17 protein-coding genes and 1 tRNA gene are annotated in these 20,829 nt (G+C 61.3%); 11 read left to right on the top strand and 7 right to left on the bottom strand.

Features of this window, described 5'->3' with window-relative positions; translation table 11 throughout:
• Positions 1-6: 6 nt before the first annotated feature.
• The 3 genes from rplC to KUD11_RS01075 are packed head-to-tail and all read left to right on the top strand — an operon-like array spanning position 7 to position 1,756.
• The gene (gene rplC / locus KUD11_RS01085) at positions 7-849 is read left to right on the top strand and encodes a 50S ribosomal protein L3 (RefSeq protein ID WP_109387366.1); all 843 of its coding nucleotides are present in this window, start codon (positions 7-9) and stop codon (positions 847-849) included.
• Positions 846-1,463 carry a 50S ribosomal protein L4 gene (gene rplD / locus KUD11_RS01080; protein WP_109387368.1) on the top strand — a complete coding sequence of 206 codons (618 nt, stop codon included), beginning with the start codon at positions 846-848 and terminating at the stop codon, positions 1,461-1,463. Before rplC ends, rplD begins: the two co-directional genes overlap by 4 nt.
• Complete coding sequence (locus tag KUD11_RS01075) at positions 1,460-1,756, top strand: 50S ribosomal protein L23 (RefSeq protein ID WP_109387370.1); 297 nt, start codon at positions 1,460-1,462, stop codon at positions 1,754-1,756. The genes rplD and KUD11_RS01075 overlap by 4 nt, the downstream gene beginning before the upstream one ends.
• 138 nt (positions 1,757-1,894) lie before the next feature.
• Here the strand turns inward: KUD11_RS01075 and ettA are convergent, their stop codons facing one another.
• Together ettA and KUD11_RS01065 are read right to left on the bottom strand one after the other, a co-directional pair.
• The gene (ettA, locus tag KUD11_RS01070) at positions 1,895-3,550 is read right to left on the bottom strand and encodes an energy-dependent translational throttle protein EttA (protein ID WP_109387372.1); all 1,656 of its coding nucleotides are present in this window, start codon (positions 3,548-3,550) and stop codon (positions 1,895-1,897) included.
• Between the two features lie 64 nt (positions 3,551-3,614).
• Entirely contained in the window at positions 3,615-5,459 is a 1,845-nt protein-coding gene (locus KUD11_RS01065) for a putative bifunctional diguanylate cyclase/phosphodiesterase (RefSeq protein ID WP_181375329.1), read from the bottom strand.
• 121 nt (positions 5,460-5,580) lie between these two features.
• Here KUD11_RS01065 and KUD11_RS01060 point away from each other — a divergent pair, with 121 nt between their 5' ends.
• The 3 genes from KUD11_RS01060 to KUD11_RS01050 all read left to right on the top strand — a co-directional run bounded on the left by KUD11_RS01060 (position 5,581) and on the right by KUD11_RS01050 (position 7,917).
• Entirely contained in the window at positions 5,581-6,192 is a 612-nt protein-coding gene (locus KUD11_RS01060; RefSeq protein ID WP_109387376.1) for a nicotinate-nucleotide adenylyltransferase, read from the top strand.
• Between the two features lie 99 nt (positions 6,193-6,291).
• Positions 6,292-7,761, top strand: coding sequence for a D-alanyl-D-alanine carboxypeptidase/D-alanyl-D-alanine endopeptidase (gene dacB / locus KUD11_RS01055; RefSeq protein WP_318010133.1), 1,470 nt, complete (start codon positions 6,292-6,294; stop codon positions 7,759-7,761).
• An 82-nt stretch (positions 7,762-7,843) separates the two neighbouring features.
• Positions 7,844-7,917 (top strand) — tRNA-Cys (locus KUD11_RS01050).
• A gap of 292 nt (positions 7,918-8,209) precedes the next feature.
• Here KUD11_RS01050 and KUD11_RS01045 read toward each other — a convergent pair.
• Both KUD11_RS01045 and KUD11_RS01040 read right to left on the bottom strand, forming a co-directional pair.
• Positions 8,210-9,400 carry an aminomethyltransferase family protein gene (locus KUD11_RS01045; protein ID WP_109387380.1) on the bottom strand — a complete coding sequence of 397 codons (1,191 nt, stop codon included), beginning with the start codon at positions 9,398-9,400 and terminating at the stop codon, positions 8,210-8,212.
• Complete coding sequence (locus KUD11_RS01040; protein WP_109387382.1) at positions 9,397-10,551, bottom strand: aromatic ring-hydroxylating oxygenase subunit alpha; 1,155 nt, start codon at positions 10,549-10,551, stop codon at positions 9,397-9,399. The genes KUD11_RS01045 and KUD11_RS01040 overlap by 4 nt, the downstream gene beginning before the upstream one ends.
• Positions 10,552-10,645: 94 nt before the next feature.
• Between KUD11_RS01040 and KUD11_RS01035 the strand changes: the two genes are divergently transcribed.
• Positions 10,646-11,539 carry a LysR substrate-binding domain-containing protein gene (locus tag KUD11_RS01035; protein ID WP_109387383.1) on the top strand — a complete coding sequence of 298 codons (894 nt, stop codon included), beginning with the start codon at positions 10,646-10,648 and terminating at the stop codon, positions 11,537-11,539.
• 85 nt (positions 11,540-11,624) lie between these two features.
• Here KUD11_RS01035 and KUD11_RS01030 read toward each other — a convergent pair whose 3' ends face one another.
• The 3 genes from KUD11_RS01030 to glpD form a co-directional block, all read right to left on the bottom strand.
• On the bottom strand, positions 11,625-12,092 hold the full coding sequence (locus KUD11_RS01030; RefSeq protein ID WP_109387386.1) for a YHS domain-containing (seleno)protein: 468 nt from the start codon (positions 12,090-12,092) through the stop codon (positions 11,625-11,627).
• A 126-nt stretch (positions 12,093-12,218) separates the two neighbouring features.
• Complete coding sequence (glpK, locus tag KUD11_RS01025) at positions 12,219-13,691, bottom strand: glycerol kinase GlpK (RefSeq protein WP_109388400.1); 1,473 nt, start codon at positions 13,689-13,691, stop codon at positions 12,219-12,221.
• Positions 13,692-13,726: 35 nt separating this feature from the next.
• A complete protein-coding gene (gene glpD / locus KUD11_RS01020) occupies positions 13,727-15,304 on the bottom strand; it encodes a glycerol-3-phosphate dehydrogenase (RefSeq protein ID WP_109387388.1) in 1,578 nt (525 codons plus the stop codon).
• 270 nt (positions 15,305-15,574) lie between these two features.
• Here glpD and KUD11_RS01015 point away from each other — a divergent pair, with 270 nt between their 5' ends.
• The 4 genes from KUD11_RS01015 to KUD11_RS01000 all read left to right on the top strand — a co-directional run bounded on the left by KUD11_RS01015 (position 15,575) and on the right by KUD11_RS01000 (position 20,810).
• Positions 15,575-17,587 carry a polysaccharide biosynthesis protein gene (locus KUD11_RS01015; protein WP_224380123.1) on the top strand — a complete coding sequence of 671 codons (2,013 nt, stop codon included), beginning with the start codon at positions 15,575-15,577 and terminating at the stop codon, positions 17,585-17,587.
• 118 nt (positions 17,588-17,705) lie between these two features.
• The gene (locus KUD11_RS01010; RefSeq protein ID WP_109387390.1) at positions 17,706-18,359 is read left to right on the top strand and encodes a protein-L-isoaspartate O-methyltransferase family protein; all 654 of its coding nucleotides are present in this window, start codon (positions 17,706-17,708) and stop codon (positions 18,357-18,359) included.
• A 36-nt stretch (positions 18,360-18,395) separates the two neighbouring features.
• Positions 18,396-19,841: a TolC family outer membrane protein gene (locus tag KUD11_RS01005; RefSeq protein WP_450103319.1), complete on the top strand. Its 1,446-nt coding sequence runs from the start codon at positions 18,396-18,398 to the stop codon at positions 19,839-19,841.
• Between the two features lie 72 nt (positions 19,842-19,913).
• Complete coding sequence (locus KUD11_RS01000; protein WP_109387392.1) at positions 19,914-20,810, top strand: hypothetical protein; 897 nt, start codon at positions 19,914-19,916, stop codon at positions 20,808-20,810.
• Positions 20,811-20,829: the final 19 nt, after the last annotated feature.

Here is a 20,829-nt window from a genome sequence, read left to right as displayed (position 1 = left end):
TTGCTGATGTTGCGCTCCGGTGTAATCGCGAAAAAAGTCGGTATGACCCGGCTTTTCCTTGAAGACGGCAAGCAGATTCCTGTGACCGTTCTTCAACTTGATAAATTGCAGGTCGTTGCCCAACGCACGCCCGAGGCGCATGGCTATTCCGCCGTGCAGCTGGGCGCGGGCACAGCCAAGGTCAAGCGGACCTCGAAGGCGATGCGCGGCCATTTCGCCGTCGCCAAGGTCGAGCCCAAACGCAAGATCGCGGAATTCCGCGTGACGCCTGAGGCGATGATCAATGTCGGCGAAGAAATCACCGCAAACCATTACTTTGAGGGGCAGTTCGTTGACGTTTGCGGCACCTCGATCGGTAAAGGTTTTGCCGGTGCGATGAAGCGTCACAACTTCAAGGGTCTGGAAATGACCCACGGTGTGTCGATCTCGCACCGTTCGCACGGCTCCACCGGGCAATGTCAGGATCCTGGCAAAGTCTTCAAGGGCAAGAAAATGGCCGGTCACATGGGTGCGGCCCGTATCACCACGCAAAACCTTCAGGTTGTGCGCACCGATGCGGATCGTGGTCTGATCATGGTCAAGGGCGCTGTCCCCGGCTCCAAAGGTGGTTGGGTGACGATCAAGGATGCGGTGAAAAAGCCGTTCCCCGAGAACGCCATTCTGCCCGCCGGTCTGAAATCCGATGCAGAAGCCGCCGCTAAAGCCGCTGAGGAGGCCGCAGCCGCAGCCGCCGCACAAGAGGCAGAAGCAGCAAAGGCCGCCGCAGAAGAGCAAGCCGCCTCTGAGGCCGCCGCTCTGCAGGATGCCGAGGCGACAATCGAAGCCGAGAAGAAGGAAGGCGACGAATGAAACTCGATGTGATCAAACTGGACGGCAGCAAGGCCGGCTCGGTCGATCTGGGCGAAGATATCTTCGACCTGGAGCCGCGCGCGGATATTCTGCACCGTGTTGTCCGCTGGCAGCGCAACAAAGCGCAAGCTGGCACGCATAAGGTCAAGACCCGGTCCGAGGTGAGCTATTCCACGAAGAAGATCTATCGCCAAAAAGGCACCGGTGGCGCACGCCACGGCGCGCGCTCGGCTCCGATCTTTCGTGGGGGCGGGATTTACAAAGGCCCCGTCGTGCGCAGCCATGCCCATGATCTGCCCAAGAAGGTTCGTGTTCTGGGCCTGAAGCTGGCTTTGTCGGCGAAAGCCAAGGCAGGCGAGTTGGTCGTGATCGAGAGCGCGGCATCCGACGGCAAGACCGGTGCATTGGCCAAAATGGTCAAGCAACTGGGCTGGAAACGCGCGCTGATCATCGACGGCGCGTCCGTGGATGAGAATTTCGCAATGGCCGCACGCAACATCGAAGGCCTGGATATCCTGCCGTCGATGGGCGCAAACGTATACGACATCCTCAAGCGCGATACGCTCGTGCTGACCAAGGCGGGTGTTGAAGCATTGGAGGCCCGTTTGAAATGAGCGCGAAGCATGAGCATTACGATGTGATCCGCAAGCCCGTGATCACCGAGAAGGCCACAATGGCGTCCGAAAATGGCGCTGTGGTGTTCGAGGTGGCGATCGGCAGCAACAAGCCACAGATCAAGGAGGCTGTTGAAGCCCTCTTTGGTGTGAAAGTGAAGGCCGTAAATACGACCATCACCAAAGGTAAAAACAAACGCTTCCGCGGCCGCCCCGGCACGCGGGCCGATGTGAAGAAGGCCTATGTGACCCTCGAAGAGGGCAACACGATCGACGTGAGCACAGGCCTCTGATCCGATTGGATTGGCAGAATCGCAAAACCCCGGCTGCGTAAGCGGCCGGGGTTTTTTTATGCTTTGTCGTATCTGAATGTGGCTGGTGGGCTGACAGGCGGGGGCAGTTGATCCGCCCCGCCCTGCCAGTCGATAGTCCTAACGCGCAAACTTCTTATGCTTCAAGCGCTTAGGCTCAAGTGCGTCCGCACCCAGGCGCCGCTTCTTGTCTTCTTCATAATCCTCGAAGTTCCCCTCAAACCACTCGACATGAGCGTCACCCTCAAACGCGAGGATATGTGTGCAGATGCGGTCCAGAAAGAAGCGGTCGTGGGAAATGACAACGGCACAGCCCGCGAAATCGACGAGAGCATCCTCTAGCGCGCGCAGGGTTTCCACGTCGAGGTCGTTGGTTGGCTCATCGAGCAGCAGCACGTTGCCACCGGCCCGCAGGAGGCGGGCCATGTGGACACGGTTGCGTTCACCGCCCGACAGGAGCGAAACTTTCTTCTGCTGGTCCCCGCCTTTGAAGTTGAACGCGGAGCAATAGGCGCGGGCGTTCACTTCGGCGTCGCCCAGCTTGATGATGTCCTGGCCGTCGGCAATCGCCTCCCACACGTTTTCATCGGCTTTGAGGTCATCACGCGACTGGTCCACGTAGCTGAGGTCGACGGTATCGCCAAACTCGATCGTGCCTGCGTCCGGCGCCTCCTGTCCGGTGAGCATTTTGAAGAGTGTGGATTTACCTGCGCCGTTGGGGCCAATCACACCGACGATGCCGCCGGGGGGCAGGGAAAAGCTGAGATCTTCGATCAGAAGCTTATCCCCCATCGCTTTCTTCAGACCCTCGACCTCGATCACCTTGTCGCCAAGGCGCGGGCCGTTGGGGATCACGATCTGCGCGCGCGAAAGCTTCTCGCGCTCGGATTGCCCGGCCATGTCGTTGTAAGCGTTGATCCGGGCTTTGGATTTGGCCTGCCGCGCTTTTGCGCCTTGCCGCATCCATTCCAGCTCGCGTTCAAGCGTTTTCTGGCGTGATTTGTCCTCGCGGGCTTCCTGGCTCAGGCGTTTGGCCTTCTGCTCCAGCCATGCGGAGTAATTCCCCTCATAGGGGATGCCGCGGCCACGGTCCAATTCGAGAATCCAGCCGGTGATATCGTCAAGAAAATAACGGTCGTGGGTCACGCAAAGGATGGTGCCCTTATAGGCGATCAGGTGCTGTTGGAGCCACGCGATGGTTTCCGCATCAAGGTGGTTGGTCGGCTCATCAAGAAGCAACATATCGGGCGCTTCAAGCAGGAGTTTGCACAAGGCAACACGGCGGCGTTCGCCACCCGAAAGGTTGGCCACCTCGGCGTCATCGGGAGGGCAGCGCAAGGCCTCCATAGACACGTCAATCTGCGCGTCGAGATCCCAGAGATTTTCTGCGTCGATCTGATCCTGAAGAGCGGCCATTTCGTCGGCGGTCTCATCGGAATAGTTCATCGCAAGCTCGTTGAACCGATCAAGGACGGCCTTCTTGGGTGCGACACCCAGCATCACGTTCTCGCGGACATTCAGCGACTCGTCCAGATGCGGCTCCTGCGGCAGGTAGCCGACTGTGGCCCCTTCGGCGGCCCATGCCTCTCCGGTGAATTCGGTGTCGGTGCCGGTCATGATGCGCATCAAGGTGGATTTACCTGACCCGTTCACGCCAACGACACCGATTTTCACGCCGGGCAGAAAGCTCAGATGGATGTTTTCAAAGCATTTCTTGCCGCCAGGATAGGTCTTTGAGACGCCCTGCATGTGGTAGACATATTGGTTCGCAGCCATGGACCCGCCCTTCGTTTTGAATTCACTCTCTTGGGCATGGATGTAACGGTGCGGTGGGCGGATTTCAAACGCTGTTATCGCGGCGCTGCGCAATGGGGATAGGCGCTGCTTGTTTCACCTGCTCAAGGCGCATCAGGTGGGGCAGGGGGGTGTTGGCGTGCAGCCAGTCGATCATGTCCGCAGGGGCCATGGGACGGGCTATGCCGTAGCCCTGCACGCGGGGGCACTTGGCGCGCCGCAGGATGTCGAGCTGGCCTTGGGTCTCGACCCCTTCGGCCACCACGCCCATGCCCAGAAGGGAGCAAAGCCGTATAAGGCCACGGGTGATTACGCGGGTGCGCGGGTCGCCTTCCAGCCTGCCAACCAAGCAGCGATCCAATTTGATCTGGTCCACTTGCAGCACCGACATACGCGTGAGCCCGGCATAGCCCGTGCCAAAATCATCCAGCGCCACGCGCACACCGATCCGGTGCAATTGCTCCACTGCGGCGTTCACGTCCAGCTCGGACTGAGCCATGATGCTTGTGTCGAGAATTTCGACGCAGACGCTGTTTCGAGGCAGGTCCCGCGATTGGAGGGCCCAGTCCAGCAGGCCGGGGTAATTGGCATCCGCAAGGATAGAAGACGAGACATTGATCGCCATGCTCATCTCCTCAAATCCCGCGTCACGCAGATCGCAGAGCGCATCAAGGGCTGCGTTCATCGACAGGTAGTCGATCTGGGTCTGAAGCTGGGCCTGCTCAGCGGCGGCGAGGAACATCGCGGGCGATAACAGACCGCGCTCAGGGTGGCGCCAACGCAGCAATGCTTCGCAGCCCGTGATGCGGTCGGTCGCGAGGTCCATGATAGGTTGCAGATGCACCTCAAATTGCTCTGCCGCGACCGCGTGATGCAGATCGCAATTCAGTTGGCTGCGCGCGTTAAAGCGTCGCCCCAGATGCTCGCTGTAGAGGGTTACGCGTCCACGCCCGCGGCTCTTGGAGCTATAGAGCGCCTGATCAGCCTGTTTGATCAATGTTTGACCCTTCATGGTCCCGACCGTGCTGAGTGTGGCGCCGATGGACACGCCCACGCGCACGGTCTGTTCTTTCCAGTGTAGCGGCGCACTGGCCGCGTGCAGGATCAACTCGGCCCGCGCCAAAAGGGCATCGCGGCTCTGAATGCCAAGGCAGATCAGCAGAAACTCATCGCCGCCCATTCGGCAACCCAGATCGCCGGGATGTTCGTGCGCGGCCAGAGCGCCCGCGACATGGCGCAGCACCGCGTCGCCTGCGTCATGGCCGAGCGTGTCGTTGATTTCCTTGAACTTATCGAGGTCGAGTTGCAGCACCCCCAGCTCACCCGCCGTCAGGTGCTTTCGGACATGTGCGGAGGTCAGAAAATCCGCCAGTTTCTTGCGATTGCCCATTCCGGTGAGATCGTCATGGCCTGCGGCATGCGCAAGTTCGACCCTGACTTTTTCCAAAGCGTCCTGCGTGCGGATCTGATCGGTGATGTCGCGACAGGTGGCGACGACCATCTGTTGCGACGGGTCTGGCCCCAGCACGATCAAGGCGTGGCTTTGCTGATTCCAGAAACGCGTGCCATCGCGCCGCATATGATGGCTGATGCGGTATTTTTTGAAGAGGCTGCTCTGCGTGTCGTAGTGAAACGTGTCCAGTTCATGCGGAGAGGGGCGCGCCTCGGGCGGCAAAATGAAATGCTGGGGGTTCTGGCCCTTCACCTCACTTAAGTGCCAACCAGTCATACGTTCCATTGAGGGGTTCATCCAGAGGACGCGCCCGCGCATATCCAAAAGGACGACCCCGTCCGTCACATGATCAAGAATCAGCCCGGGCAGGGATGTCAAAACGCCGGACACACCTTGCGGCAGCCCCGCCTTGCCTTTTGATTTTGGCTTGTTGCTCACACCACTGCTCACGCTTTCGCATTGCCTCATCGGGCACAGTGACTCGCGGCGCTTAATATCAGGTGGCCCCGCCCCCGGTTTGTAGGTAAAAATCCGTTCAAATTGAAGGAGGAGCGCGCCGATGCACAGAGTGTCATTGCCAGCCTGTCGCCCGGGCCGCGCGGTGGGGTTGCTGGGCGGCTCCTTTGATCCGCCCCATTCGGGCCACGCGCATATCACGCGCGAGGCGCTCAAGCGGTTTGATCTGAGTGCGGTCTGGTGGCTGGTGAGCCCCGGCAATCCTCTGAAGGCGCATGGCCCGGCCCCCATAGCGCGGCGCATGGCGGCGGCGCAGGCGATCATGGATCACCCGCGTGTCGAGATCAGCGATTTCGAGGCCCAGATCGGCGCGCGCTATACGGCTGAGACATTGCGTGCTTTGTGCGCAGCCCGGCCCGGTGCGCGGTTTGTGTGGCTTATGGGGGCGGATAATCTGGCGCAGTTCCATCTGTGGCAGGATTGGCAGGAGATCATGGAGACGGTTCCCATCGGCGTTCTTGCCCGGCCCGGTGCGCGGCTTGCGGCGCGCAGCTCCAAGGCGGCGCGGATCTACAAGGATTACCGGCTGCCGGATCGGCAGAGCCAGCGTCTGGCCCATATGCGTGCGCCTGCGTGGTGTTTTGTGAACGTGCCAATGGTCGCGATGTCGTCCACCGGGCTGCGCGCGGATGGCGCATGGTCCGCGCAGGGTTAATCAAATCGTGATCTGTACCGGGTACAAAGCCAATTGTCTCACGCCCGCAACCGGGGTTAACCTTTGATTATGACATTGGGGATTTCACGGCGATATTTTTTGAGCGCAGCAGCTGGTGCGCTTTTGGCGGGCCCTGCGGTTGCGGGCGCGCCGTCAGTGTCCTTGCGCCCTCAGGCGCGGCCTGCGGGGGGTCTGTCCCGTGCTGCGCGCGCGCCGGACGCACAGGCGCTTATAGATGCGGCCCAGTTGGGTGGCGCGGTTGGATATGCCGTGGTGGATGTGCGCACAGGCAATGTGCTGGAGAGCCATAACCCCGCGCAAGGGTTCGCACCCGCCAGCGTCACAAAGGCGATCACGGCGCTTTATGGCATCCGCTCACTGGGGGCGGGATACAGGTTTCGCACGCGCCTGATCGCGACGCGGGCTGTTGAGAATGGTGTGATCAAGGGTGATCTGATCCTTGCGGGTGGCGGTGACCCGACGCTGGACACGGATGCACTTGCCGGTATGGCCGCAGACCTCAAGGCGGCGGGCATCCGTGCGGTCGATGGGGCGTTTCGTGTCTTCGGCGATGCGCTGCCCTATACCCGCGTGATCGATGCGGATCAGCCCGATCACGTAGGCTATAACCCCACCATTTCGGGGCTGAATCTGAATTTCAACCGGGTGCATTTCGCGTGGCAACGAGGCTCTGGCGGCTACACGGTCACGATGGACGCGCGCTCCGGGAAATACCGCCCCGAGGTGCGTGTGGCACGGATGCGCGTGGCGAACCGGCAAAGCCCTCTCTACACCTATACCGATGGCGGTGATCATGACGCGTGGACCGTGGCACAAGGCGCGCTTGGCAATAGCGGCACACGCTGGCTTCCGGTGCGGCGCCCGGCAGAGTATGCGGGCGAGGTCTTTGCAGGTTTTGCGCGCAGCCAGGGGATCGACCTGAAGATGGGCAGCCCTCTGAGCCGCTTGCCGCGCGGCACGGCCCTCGTCACGCACCAAAGTGCGGCCCTCAGCATCATCGTGCGCGACATGCTGAAATATTCCAACAACCTCACCGCCGAGCTTGTCGGCATGACTGCCACCGCCGCACGCAAGGGCAGTGTCGCGTCGCTTGCTGCCTCGGGGCGCGAGATGAGCACATGGGCGCAGGCCAATCTGGGCCTCAGGGGGGCGCGTCTGGTGGATCACTCGGGGCTGGGTCCGGCCTCCAGCGTCACGCCGCAGGCATTGGCGCAGGCCATGGCGGCGGTCTATGCCGAAAATGTGCTTGGCCCGTTGATGAAACCTTTTACGATGCGCCACAAGGACGGTCAGGTCAACAATGCCCACCCTGTCACAGTGCAGGCCAAGACGGGCACACTCTTTTTCGTGAGCACCCTTTCGGGGTATGCGACAGGGCCAGACGGGCGCCCGCTGGCTTTTGCTATTTTATCGGCCAATAACGATTTGCGGCGAGGCCTGAATAAAAATACCCAAGGCCGCCCCGCGGGAGCATCCGCTTGGAACAAACGCGCCAAGGCCTTGCAACAGGCCCTGATCGAGCGCTGGGATGCGGCCTATACAGGTTGAGCCGCGGGCTTCGCCTGAACACCCACGAGAGCCTCTTGCACGGGCGCGCCGGTTGCTCTAAGTCAGCGACACAACCACGGCAGGCGAGTTGGCGGAGTGGTTACGCAGCGGATTGCAAATCCGTGTACACCGGTTCGATTCCGGTACTCGCCTCCAATATTTACACTATCACTGATATGCGCGTTCGCCTGCCCCTGTTTGGGCGGGTGTTGCGTTGTGGTTTGGGTCGTAAACGCAGCAGCATGCACGCTGGGCCATTGATGCGGATGTGAGCGCGAGCGGCCTCTGGCCGGACACACGTCAGATTCAGGGCAGGCTGAAACTGAGCTGTGCGTTCTGACCGTTGGGATTGCGTACCACCTATAAGTGGTTGAAATTGCACCTGATACACGAAGATAACGCGAAACGTAGACCGTGCCGGGGGGGGGCTCCGGCGAAACTTGTCGTTTCAGGCGGGCCGTTCGGGGATGTCTACGATCTTGCCGCGTGCAATCTCCGAGGTGGGATCATACATCGGCGTGGCGCAGAAAACGGCCTCGTGGAGCGCGCCATCCGTGCATTCGACCATGACAACGCTTCCCGACCCATCGCCCGGTTTGTCCATCAGCGCATAGCCGATGCCGGTTTGCAAAAACGGGGAGCGTTCGCCAGCGGTGATCCGGCCCACCTGCACGCCATCCACCGTCACCGCGCCGTTGACCCGTGGCACCGCGCCGGCGCAGGTCAGCCCGTGCAGGCGCAGGCCTTTCTCCGCGCGTTCAAGGGCCGCCTTGCCGATGAAATCGCCGTTTTCCATGTCGATGAACCGGTCAAGGCCCACGGCGAAGGGTGTCGTGGTCTCGTCGAAATCTGAATTGGCGTTGAGGATACCCGCCTCGATCCGGCGGATGTTCATGGAATCGAGCCCGAACATGCGCAGCCCATGCGGCGCGCCCGCCGCCTCCAGATGGGCCCAGAGTGCGTGTGCGTCGTGGTGCGGCTCGGTATAGAATTCCCAGCCCAGCTCATTTGTGTATCCGGTGCGTGTGATAAGCACCTCCTGCCCGCCGAAATCCACCCATGCACTGCCGAAATAGCCAAAGGGCGCGGGGATGCCCCCCGTGGCCGCGGCGGCGAGGATCTCCATCGAGGTGGGGCCTTGGATCTGACTTACATTAATGGGGGTGCCGATGATTTTCACATCCATCCCCTTGGCATGCGCGCGCGCCCAGTTGATGAAATCTCCATCGGCCTGCACATACCAGAACCGGTCCTCGGCCAGCCGCACAAAGACACCATCCACCAAGAGCCCACCATCATCGAAACACGCAACACCATAGCCGCAGCGCCCAGGCTTGACCTTGGAGATGTTGTTGACGAACAAAAGCTCCATCAGCTTCAGCGCATCGGGCCCGGCAATTTCGATCGGCCATTCGCCCGTATGCAGACAGGCAGCCTTGGTGCGCAGCAGCCAATAGCCCTCCTCGGTGGTCAGATCGTCCATATAGACGCACATGAAGCGGCGGTTGTAGACGGTGTAATGCGGCCCGTGCTTCGCCTCCAGGTCATGATAGACATGGCGATGCATGTTGTGGTCCCAGCCATTGCCGGGGCGGGAGGTGATCAGATCGCGGGTTTTGCCGTCGCTTGAGTGCATCATGTGTGTGTATCCGGGTCCAGTTTGGCGCCGAGGGATGTGGCGACGAGGTTTTGAAAATGGTGAACGGCGTGTTCGCTCAGCTCGGTTTTGCCGGCGTCCACGATGAAGCGGCCTTGGTTATATCCCGATGATTTCAGACCTTTTTGGACCGATTGGCACAGGCTGATATCCTCGGGTTGCAGCACGTCGATCTGATAGGTGATCGCATCGCGCAACTGATCCGTGACAACGCCGTCCTTGACGAACCAGTCTTGGAATTCCGTGCACTGTTCGGGCGCGGTCGGGTTCATCTGTAGCACAGACAGGTTCGCCTCGCCGGGGTAAGCCCATATGGTGAAATTGGGCCAGACGAACCACCCTGCATAGCCGAAATCGACCTCGCCCGGCGTGAAGGCGAAGGCACGGTTGCTGAGCGATTTGGGTTTGCCCGCAAGTTGGCTGGAGTAGAGCCCATTGGTGATCGTGCGGTAGCTGTCCATATCCACCAGATCGACGAAATCCTTGTGGGCGGTGTGGCAGTGGTAACACTCAAGGAAATTGTCCACGAGCACCTTCCAGTTCGCCTCGACCTCATAAGTGTCGCGCTGCGCCATTTGCAGCGTGTCCACTGACGGCACGAAGGTGCGGATTTCTTTTTCCAGATCGCCCATCTGCGCGGCAAAGGGGATGGCATCAGGGTCCAGATTGACCATCACCAGCCCGCAGAAAACCTCCACGCGCACTTCTTTGAGCGAGAAATCGGCCTTGTCAAAGTCTTGAACCGTCTCGGTGTTGCGGGCGGATTTGAGCGTGCCGTCAAAATCAAACGCCCATGCGTGATAGGGGCAGGTGATCACGTTCTTGCGCCCCGTGCCCGAGACAAGCTCGTGGCCGCGATGCGGGCAGACATTGTAGAAGGCCTTGAGATCACCCTGCCGCGTGCGCGCAACGAAGATGTTTTGCTCATGAATACGCAGGGTGATGAAGCAGCCCGGCTCGGCCAACTGGCTGACATGGCCTGCATAATTCCAGCTGCGCGCGAAAATAGCGGCCTTCTCATGCTCCCAGATATCAGGGTCGTGATAGAAGCGGGCGGGCAGGGTGTAGGACACGGATGGATCGGCCCGAAAGGGTGCATCGCCGGGCATCAGATCTAAAATCGGACGGGTCATGGCGATTCTCCTTGGCTACGTGTCTGCCCAATGGAATAGATTAGTGGAAATCACGCAAACGATCCTTTCTAAGGAATTTGGATTAGGCTGACTTATGCAACCGCGCAACCTTCCCCCCCTCGACCTTTTGGTGCCGTTCGAGGCATCCGCCCGTTTGGGCAGCTTCACCCGCGCCGCCCATGAGCTTGCGGTAACGCAATCAGCGGTCAGCCAACGGGTACGCACGCTCGAATCCATCCTCGGCACCGCGCTTTTCACAAGGTCGCACCGCGCGATCAGCCTCACGGATGAAGGCCGCGAGCTTTTCAACGGGGTGAAGATAGCACTTCAGCACCTCTCTGCCGCCACGGTCAGCATGCAGCACCGCGACACGCGTCCGTTCCTCAAGTTGGCCGTGGACACGTCTATCGGTGGGTTCTGGCTGACCCCGCGCTTGGCGCGCTTTCTGCGCGCGCATCCGCCGCTGACCGTTGATTTATGCGTGAGCGATGACGAGGCGCAAATTCTTGGCTCTGATGTGGTTGTGCTGCATGGCAATGGGACGTGGCCCGGTTTTACCGCACGGCTTTTGTTTGGCGATGAGGTGACGCCCGTTTGCGCGCCGTCCTATCTCGCCAAATGTCCGGTGAGCACTGCGCAGGATCTGTTGCAGGCCGATTTGATTGATCTGGATTACAAACAGTGGAACTGGATGAATTGGGGAATATGGCTCACGGAAATGGACCTGAGCCCGTCTGAGGCAAAGGTGCTGATCCGCACTGATTCATATGCGGCGCAAATTGATGCCGCCCGTGCCGGGCTTGGGATTGCGCTGGGCTGGAGCGAATTACTGGACGAGGATTTGGCGGCGGGCCGTCTGGTCAAACCGATAGAGGCGCGTGTGCAAACATCCTATGGCTACTATCTGCTGCTGCGGCATGGGGCGGATGAGGCCGCGCATGAGCTTGCGGAGCATCTTTGCGGGTTTTTGTGCGAGAGGGAGGATTGAGAGCGGGAATTGAGATGGAGACCTCAGATGCGCTGAAGGCCGCACAATGCTGCACGGCCTTCGAGGTTTTCCGGAGGGGAGGCGATCAGTTCAGAACGCCGGGCCAGTTGGCATCGGCCTTGGTGATATTTCCAGGCACATCTTCAAGCCAGATCTTCTGCACGTCGAGATCGAAGTTCAGGTAGAGCTTGTCATCTACAATCTTCCAGGCCTCGGGCTCAGTCTTGGCGGTGGCCCCTTTTGAGACCGCATATGCGCAATACCCGCCATATTGTGGGGCGTATTTCGCGGGGTCGGCTTTGAAGGCGGCTTTGTTTTCTGCGCTGGTGAAATGCCATGTGGCTCCGTCCCAATCAAGCGCATGTTCTGCGCTGCCCTGCGCGGGTCCACCATCGGTGAAATAGGCCACGGGATCGTAGCCGCCGATCACGGTGCCGTCCTTGATGTAATAGGCATCCTTTGCCGCAAAAGCGGGCAGGGCGGTCAGTGTGGTGGTGGCGGCAATCGTGGCCATTGCGGCGGCGGACGTGAGGAAGGTGCGGCGGGTGGTCATCAGGTATCTCCTGTTAAGAATGACATGGTCGTGCGGCATATGTGGTGGCATCCACGCCGCTGCGTAATCCGACCTCGCGGCTTTGTGAGGGCCTGAGTGCGTCGCGTGATCGGGCCGAAATTTCGTTCAGACGGTCAGGGTCGCGGCCACGGCACGCTTCCACTTCGCATAGCGCGCATCGCGCAGGTCAGACGCCATGGCGGGCGTGAACGTGCGCTCGTGCGCCCATGTGTCCGCGAAAGCCTCCTGTCCGGGGTAGAGCCCGATCTGCATCCCCGCAAGCCACGCGGCCCCAAGCGCTGTCGTCTCCAGCACAGGCGGGCGGTCTACCGGGGCGCCGGTGATGTCCGCGAGAAATTGCATGGTCCAATCCGACCCGCTCATCCCACCATCCACGCGCAAGGTGGGGGCATCCTGTCCGGGCCAATCTGCGTGCATGGCCTCCAAGAGATCACGGGTTTGAAACCCCACGGATTCGAGCGCTGCCCGTGCCATTTCCGCCGGACCGGTGGCGCGTGTCAGCCCATAGACCGCGCCCCGGCACTCGGCGTTCCAATAGGGCGCGCCAAGCCCGGTAAAGGCGGGCACGAGGATCACGTTCTGCGTGGGGTCCGCGGCCTCGGCCAGTGCGCCAGTCTCGCAAGCTTGGTCGATGATCCCCAGCCCGTCGCGCAGCCATTGCACCACAGCGCCCGCCACAAAGATGGAGCCTTCGAGCGCATATGTCGGTTTGTCGTCCAGTTGGTAAGCGATGGTCGTGAGCAGGCGGTTTTCGCTCAGAACCGGCGTCGCGCCAGTATTGAGAAGCGCGAAACAGCCCGTGCCGTAAGTGGATTTCATCATGCCGGGTTTGAAGCAGGCCTGCCCCACGGTAGCCGCTTGCTGATCGCCCGCGACGCCCCGGATCGGGATGGGCGCGCCGAAATGCTCGGGCACGCAGGTGCCGTAATCATCGGCGCTGTTGCGTACCTCGGGAAGCATCTCCGGCGGGATGTCCAATAGGGCACAGATCTCGGGGCTCCACGCGCCTTTGTGGATGTCATAAAGCAGCGTGCGGGCTGCGTTCGTAGCGTCCGTGGCGTGGACCGCGCCGCCCGTGAGGTGCCAGATCAAAAAGCTGTCAACAGTGCCAAAAAGCAGCTCGCCCTTGGCCGCTCTCATCCGCGCGCCGGGGTGCTGATCAAGTATCCATTTGAGCTTGGTGCCCGAGAAATAGGGATCAAGCAAAAGGCCGGTCTGCGCGCGCACCAGCGCCTCGTGCCCGGCGGCGCGCAGGTCGGCGCAGGTTTGGGCCGTGCGGCGATCTTGCCAGACGATGGCATTGCAAAGGGGTGCGCCGGTGGTGGCATCCCAGACGAGGGTCGTCTCGCGCTGATTGGTGATGCCAATGGCCTGCACCGGGCCGGATTGCTTGAGGGCAGCGCGGCAGGTGATGAGCGTTGTGGACCACAAATCGCTTGGATCATGCTCGACCCAGCCGGAGGCGGGGAAATGCTGCGCGAACTCCGCCTGTGCCGAGGCCACGGGGCGCAGATCGGCGTTGAAGACAATGGCGCGGGTGGAGGTGGTGCCCTGATCAATGGCGAGGATTTGGCTCATGGCACGCGCTCCGGTCTGAAATGTCTCGGGAAAGCTTAGGCCCCCGTGCGCGCCTTGCCAATCGCCGCCGCGCGCATCCATGTGTCCAGCGCTGCAATCTTATCCGCGCTCATCTTGAGGCCCAGCCGCGTGCGACGCCAGACGACATCCTCGGCCCTTTGCGCATATTCATGGGCCATTTGCCAGCGCAGCTCGGCCTCGGTCAGGCCCGCGCCGAATTCCTGACCCAGATCGGCGCGCGTTTTGGCAGCGCCCAACATGTGCGGCGCTTCGGTACCATAGGCGCGGATCAGGCGGCGCGCCTCTTGGGGGCCGAGGAACGGATAGTCTTGCTCCAGTGCTGCGGTGAGTTTGGTCACGCCGTCCACGGGAAAATCGCCGCCGGGCAGGGGCACGCCTGCGGTCCAGTTGCCCGTGGCATTGGGGAAATACGCCCCAAGCTCGGCCAGAGCGCTCTCGGCGAGGCGGCGGTAGGTTGTGATCTTGCCGCCAAAAATGTTGAGAAGCGGTGCCGCGCCGGAGGTCTCCAACCGCAGGACATAATCGCGGGTGGCGGCGGTGGCGCTGCTCGCACCGTCATCATAGAGTGGGCGGACGCCGGAATAGGTCCAGACGATATCCTCGCGCGTGACCTCGCGTTTGAAATACCGGCTGGCGAAGTGGCGCAGGTAATCGGCCTCGGCCTCGGTGCATTCGGGTGGGGTCTGCGGGTCGGAATGTTCTGAATCCGTGGTGCCGATCAGGGTGAAATCACCCTCATAGGGGATCGCAAAGATGATGCGCCCATCCTCGCCTTGGAAGAAATAGCTGCGGTCATGATCAAAGAGCTTGCGCGTGACGATATGGCTGCCGCGCACAAGGCGGACGCTGTCGGCGCTGTTGAGGCCGATCGTGGTCTGGATCACCTCAGCCGCCCAAGGGCCAGCGGCGTTCACAAGGGCGTGGGCGTGATGCGTCTCTGGGCCGTCCGGGCTCTCCACTGTGATCTCCCAGAGGTCGCCCGCGCGCCGTGCACGGGCCACACGGGTGCGGGTGCGAATGGTGGCCCCGCGTGCCTCTGCATCGCGCGCGTTGAGCACGACAAGGCGCGAGTCTTCGATCCAGCAATCGGAATATTCATAAGCCTTGCGGTATTTTTCCTTTAGCGGCGTGCCCGCGGGGTCGGTGTGCAGATCAAGCCTGCGTGTGCCCGGCAAGATTTTGCGCCCGCCCATAGTGTCGTAGAGAAAAAGCCCCAGCCGGATCAGCCAAGCAGGCCTGCGCCCGCGCATCCATGGCATGAAAATCGTGAGAAGCCGCGAGGTGGGCGTGCCCGCCTCAAAGCGCATATCCTTGTGGTAGGGCAGCACGAACCGCATTGGCCAGCTGATATGCGGCATGGCGCGCAGAAGCGTCTCGCGCTCTTCCAGAGCCTCGCGGACAAGGCGGAACTCGAAGAATTCCAGATAGCGCAGCCCGCCATGAAAAAGCTTGGTCGAGGCCGAGGACGTGCCGGAGGCCAGATCGCCCTTTTCGGCGAGGGTCACGCTCAGGCCCCGTCCCGCCGCATCGCGCGCGATGCCGCATCCATTGATGCCGCCACCGATGATGAAGAGGTCCACGGGGTTGGTCATTTGAGCATTCCTTCCAAGCGAGGGAAAAGCGCAGGGGGAGGGGGGAGTCAAACATAAATAACTGATAATGTTGAGATTGGGGCAGGATTTGCGGCGAATACCCGAGATATCCAGCCGGAAGGGCATTCGAGGAAGAGGGCCATCGGTGCCACATTGGCTAAAATTTTGGTAAGATTTTCTTAACGTCTGCTGTGGCACATTGTGGGTCTGACGGTTCTCTAGGAATATCCACATGCCCATTGTCTTGTCCCGGCGGTATCTCGCAAAAAGGTGGTCGAGCTGGGCGTGGTGTCTCCGGGGCCGCGCCCGCCGGTGCTGAGTTTTGATCTCAACCGATTGCTCCGGCTCAAGCGGGTGCACAAACGCGGTTTGCAGCTTGGTGTCGATGCGGGCCTGCTGACATTTTGCTTTGTCCTCGCGATGTTCATGCGATTGGAAAACCTCGGCTTTATGGCGCAACCCGATGTTTGGCTGGCGCTGGTCCTGAGCTTGCCCATAAGCTTGCTGGCCTTTGTACGGCTGGGGTTCTACCGCGCCGTCATTCGCTACATCTCCGCGCATTTCCTGCGCACCATCGTGCTGGGCCTTGGCATCTCCGTACTGGCGCTTTTCGTGATCAGTCAGGCCTTGAACCTGCCCATACCACGCTCGGTTCCGGCGATCTATTGGCTGTTAGCCGTCATGGCCCTTGGCGGGGTGCGGGTGGTGATACGGGCCTTGTTCGCGCGCCGCGCGCAATGTGGTCGGGCGCCGGTGGTGATTTACGGGGCGGGCGCTTCCGGTCGGCAGCTTCTCAGCGCGCTTTGGCAAGGGCGGGAGTATCGGCCCGTGGCGTTTGTGGATGATGCGCGTGAATTGCATGGGGCGACGATTGGCGGTCTGCCTGTCCATAGCCCAGAGCGCATTGCGGATATCGCGGCGCGCCATGGCGTAGAGCTTGTCCTCTTGGCCGTTCCCAGCGCCAGCCGCGCCGAGCGGCGCGCGATTATGGTGCGGCTTGAGACGCTGCCTTTGCGGGTGCGGACCATTCCCGGCCTGTCCGATATCGTCGCGGGCCGCGCGCAGGTGAGCGATATTCACGATGTGGCGATTGAGGATTTGCTGGGGCGGGACCCTGTGCCTGCGATGCCCGCGCTGATGGCGGGCAATATCGCGGGCAAGGTGGTTATGGTGACTGGCGCGGGCGGCTCCATCGGGTCTGAGCTTTGCCGCCAGATATTGCGGCAGGGGCCGCGTGTGCTGGTTCTGTGGGAGCTGTCTGAGCCGGCGCTTTACGGGCTGGAGATGGAGCTGCGCGAGACGGTGGAGGCCGAGGGGTTGAGCGTGGGGATCATCCCGCTGATGGGGTCCGTCCAGAACAGCGATCGCATCACTGCCGCACTGTGCCGCTTTGAAGTCGAGACGATCTATCACGCGGCGGCCTACAAGCACGTGCCACTTGTGGAGCATAACGTGGTCGAAGGGCTGCGAAACAACGTGTTCGGCACCAAAGTGCTGGCCGATGCGGCGATCAAGGCCGGGGTTAAAGCGTTCATCCTGATCTCCACCGACAAGGCTGTGCGGCCCACCAATATCATGGGCGCATCCAAACGGCTGGCCGAGTTGGTGTGTCAGGCCGCGGCGCAGTGGCAGTCTGATACGGTGTTTTCAATGGTTCGCTTCGGCAACGTTCTGGGCTCGTCAGGCTCGGTCATTCCGCGCTTTCGCGCGCAGCTTGAGGCGGGGGGGCCGATCACGGTGACGCATCCTGATATCACCCGTTATTTCATGACCATCCCTGAGGCCGCGCAGCTTGTCATTCAGGCGGGCGCGATGGCGTCGGGTGGCGATGTTTTCGTGCTGGATATGGGCGAGCCCATCCGCATCGTCGATCTGGCCGAGCGGATCGTGCGGTTGAGCGGGCTGGAGCCTTACCGCGCGGTGGATGGCGCGGTCCAGGCCAGAGGTGATATCGCCATTCAGTTTACGGGCTTGCGGCCGGGTGAAAAGCTCTATGAGGAACTGCTGATTGGAGACCGCGCGCAGCCCACCGCACATCCACGTATTCTGGCGGCGCGTGAGGCGCGGCTCAGCCCAGTCAAGCTGGACCGGTTTCTGGCAGCGCTTTGTGAGGCTTGCGAGGCCGAGAATATTGGCTGGTTGCGTGATTTAATCAAGGCTGCGCCAACTGGATACGTGCCCGAAGAGATAATCGCGGACCTGATGTGGGAGCAGGCCGAGCGGCAAGCAGATGCGCAAGGCACATGGCAGCGCCCGGGGCGGATGCTGCTGGCGGGTGAGTAATCCACGCCGTAGCACCCGTATCACAGGACGGCGTGCGTGCGCCTATGCGCCGTTGCTCAGTGGGCCGAGGTGTGACAGAACGTCAGCAACAAGAATCCGGAGCCCGCGAGTTCAGCCCATGACAGATTATGCCGCACGCCGCACCATGATGGTGGACACACAGGTCCGCCCCTCGGATGTGACCAAGTTTCCGATCATCGACGCTATGCTGTCGGTCCCGCGCGAGGCCTTTGTGCCGCGCGCCCTGCGGGAGGCGGCCTATATGGGCGAGAATATCGAGCTTGGGGGGGGCCGCGTTATTCTGGAGCCGCGGACTTTGGCCAAAATGCTGGATGTGCTGGACATCAAAAGCTCCGAACTGGTGCTCGATGTGGGCAGCGCGCTTGGATATTCGGCGGCGGTGATGGCGCGGATGGCGGCTGCGGTGGTTGCGGTCGAGCAGGATGCGGGCATGGCCGCCGAGGCGCAGAGCCTCTTGGCGGAGCATGCCGCCGACAACGTGATCGTGCATGAGGGGCCGCTGGCTGAGGGCGCAGAGGCGCATGGGCCCTATGATGTGATCGCGGTTCAGGGGGCTGTGCAGCAGCTTCCCGCCGCGCTGACGGCACAGCTGAAAGATGGCGGGCGCATTGCATGCCTCTTCATGGAAAATGCGCTTGGCGTTGTGCGGATCGGATATAAAACGGATGGGCAGATATCTTGGAGGTTCGCATTCAATGCAGGCGCGCCGGTGTTGCAAGGCTTTGAGAAAGCGGTGGCTTTCACGCTCTGACGAGCGTCAGGGGTGCAGTGATGGGGTGAGAGCATGATGAATGTAACGGGGTTTACAGCAGCAGGGCCGCTGACGCGTTTTGCGCTCAACATGCGGCGCGCGGTGCGCGGTGTGGCAGTGGTCGTCCTGATGGCGGGGGGGGCTGCACAGGCCGACACATTGGCCGATGCGCTGGTGGGCGCCTACAATCAATCAGGTCTGCTGGAGCAAAACCGCGCCCTCCTGCGCGCCGCTGACGAGGATGTCGCCAGCACCGTGGCCGGTCTGCGCCCCATCATCAACTGGAGCGCGGATATCACCCGCTCCATGGCTTATGGCAATCGGCCCGGTGGCGGTACGATCCGCACCGGCGATACAGATATCAACGCCGGGATCATCGCGGAGCTTCTGCTTTATGATTTCGGGCAGCAACGCCTGCGTATTGCGGCGGCCAAGGAAGCTGTGCTCGCCACGCGTCAGACGCTGATATCCATTGAGCAGCAGGTGCTTTTGCGCGCGGTTGCGGCCTATATGAACGTGCAGCGCAACACCCGCTTTGTTGAGTTGCGCCGCTCCAACGTGCGCGTGATCAGCGAATCTCTTCGCGCCGCGCGCGATCGATTCGAAGTGGGCGAAGTGACCCGGACCGATGTGGCGCAAGCCGAGGCGCGTCTTGCCTCCGCCCGAAGCGGTCTGGCCGGTGCCGAGGGAGATTTGAACCAAGCGATTGAGGAGTATATCGCGTCGGTTGGTAAACGCCCCGGCAGCCTCGCGCGTCAGCCGCGCCTGCCCGAGATTATACGCTCGGTCGATAGCGCCAAACAGGTCGCGATGCGCAATCATCCCGATATGCTGAAAGCGCAGTTTGACGTGGCCTCTGCCGATCTCAACGTGCGGGTGGCAGAGGCTGCTGTGCGTCCGCGTATGACCCTGAACGGCACATTGGGTGTGAATGACGAGTTCAACTCAAACAATTTCGGCCAGACGGCCACGGTGGGTGTCCAAATCGGCGGGCCAATCTACCAAGGTGGGCTGCTCAGTTCGACCACGCGCCGTGCATTGGCACAGCGCGATGCGCTGCGTGGTGCGCTTCATGTGGTGCGCGATAACGTGCGCCAGAACGTAGGCGTGGCTTATGCTATCCTGACCGCGACACGCGCGTCTGCCGAGGCAAGCTCCGAAGCGGTCCGCGCAGCCCGCGTGGCTTTTGAGGGTGTCCGCGAGGAGGCCAATCTGGGTGCCCGCACCACGCTCGACGTGCTTAATGCCGAGCAGGAGCTGCTCGACGCGCAAGCCAACCAGATTTCCGCGCAGGCGGATGTGTTTATCGCCGCCTATCAAGTGCTTGCCTCCACTGGGCAGCTTACCGCGCGACAGCTGAATCTGGGTGTGCAGAGCTACGATCCTACGCTTTACTACGATCTCGTGGACGATGCTCCGGTGCCGTCCAGCCAACAGGGTCAGCAGTTGGACAAAGTGTTGCGGGCGCTGGGGAAAGAGTAAAACTCTCCCTATCTGTTGTGCGAAAGCGGCGGTGTGGGTTACACTGTGGTGAGGCAAGAGTGGTATAATGATATGTCCGATCCCGTGACCAATGTGGAAATTGAGGATGTCCTGTCGTCTATTCGGCGGCTCGTCTCGAGTGAAGAACGTCCGCTAAAGGCGGAGGATGTTGCACCCGAAAGTGACGCGCAAACACCGACGCCAGAGGCTGATAAGCTGGTTTTGACACCATTTTTTCGTGTGGATGACAGCGAGGATGCGCAGGCATCTGACGCCAAAGACGCGCCTGAAGGGGGGATGCCAGCGCGCGAGAAAGTGCTGCCGGAAGTGGGTGGAGAAGCGCTTGGCGATGATTCGGATATTGCTGCTGATGAGGCGAGCGATGATCCTGCCCAAGGCAGCCCAGTCTGGGATGACAGCGTGCCTGACCGTTCCGAGATGGAGGGCCATTGGGATGTGGAAAACGCGGCGGAGGGTGCTGTCGCTGATCTGCCCGAGCGCAGCGATGCTTTGAAGGCTCGGGTGGCCGAGTTTGAGCAGGTTGTCGCGTCCCGCGATGATCAGTGGGAGCCGGATGGCACCACAGATGAGGCCTATTCCGGCGGACCCGGTGCCTCCGTACCATGGGAAGATTATCAGGCTGACGCGGATGCAGCAGAAGCTGAGGCGGCCAAGCCCTCTGAGCCTGCGCCAAAACGACGCCAAGTGACTCCGTCCGCACCCGTAGACGACATACCGGAAAACTTTGTTGCAGAAGACCCGCGCGCCGAAGAAGACGACTCCCCCTCTGATGCGGCCCTTCTTGGCGACACGGAGGATGTTCTGGACGAGGATGCTCTGCGTGATCTGGTTGCCGATATCGTCCGGCAGGAGTTGCAAGGCGCGCTGGGCGAGCGGATCACGCGGAATGTGCGCAAGCTTGTGCGCCGCGAAATTGCACGGGCCTTGGCCAGTCAGGATCTCGACTAGGCGGGTTCGTCAAGTATAC

It is taken from the genome of Roseovarius carneus (assembly GCF_020141465.1).
GTDB lineage: Bacteria > Pseudomonadota > Alphaproteobacteria > Rhodobacterales > Rhodobacteraceae > Roseovarius > Roseovarius carneus.
This window is presented reverse-complemented; position numbering and strand designations above follow the sequence as displayed.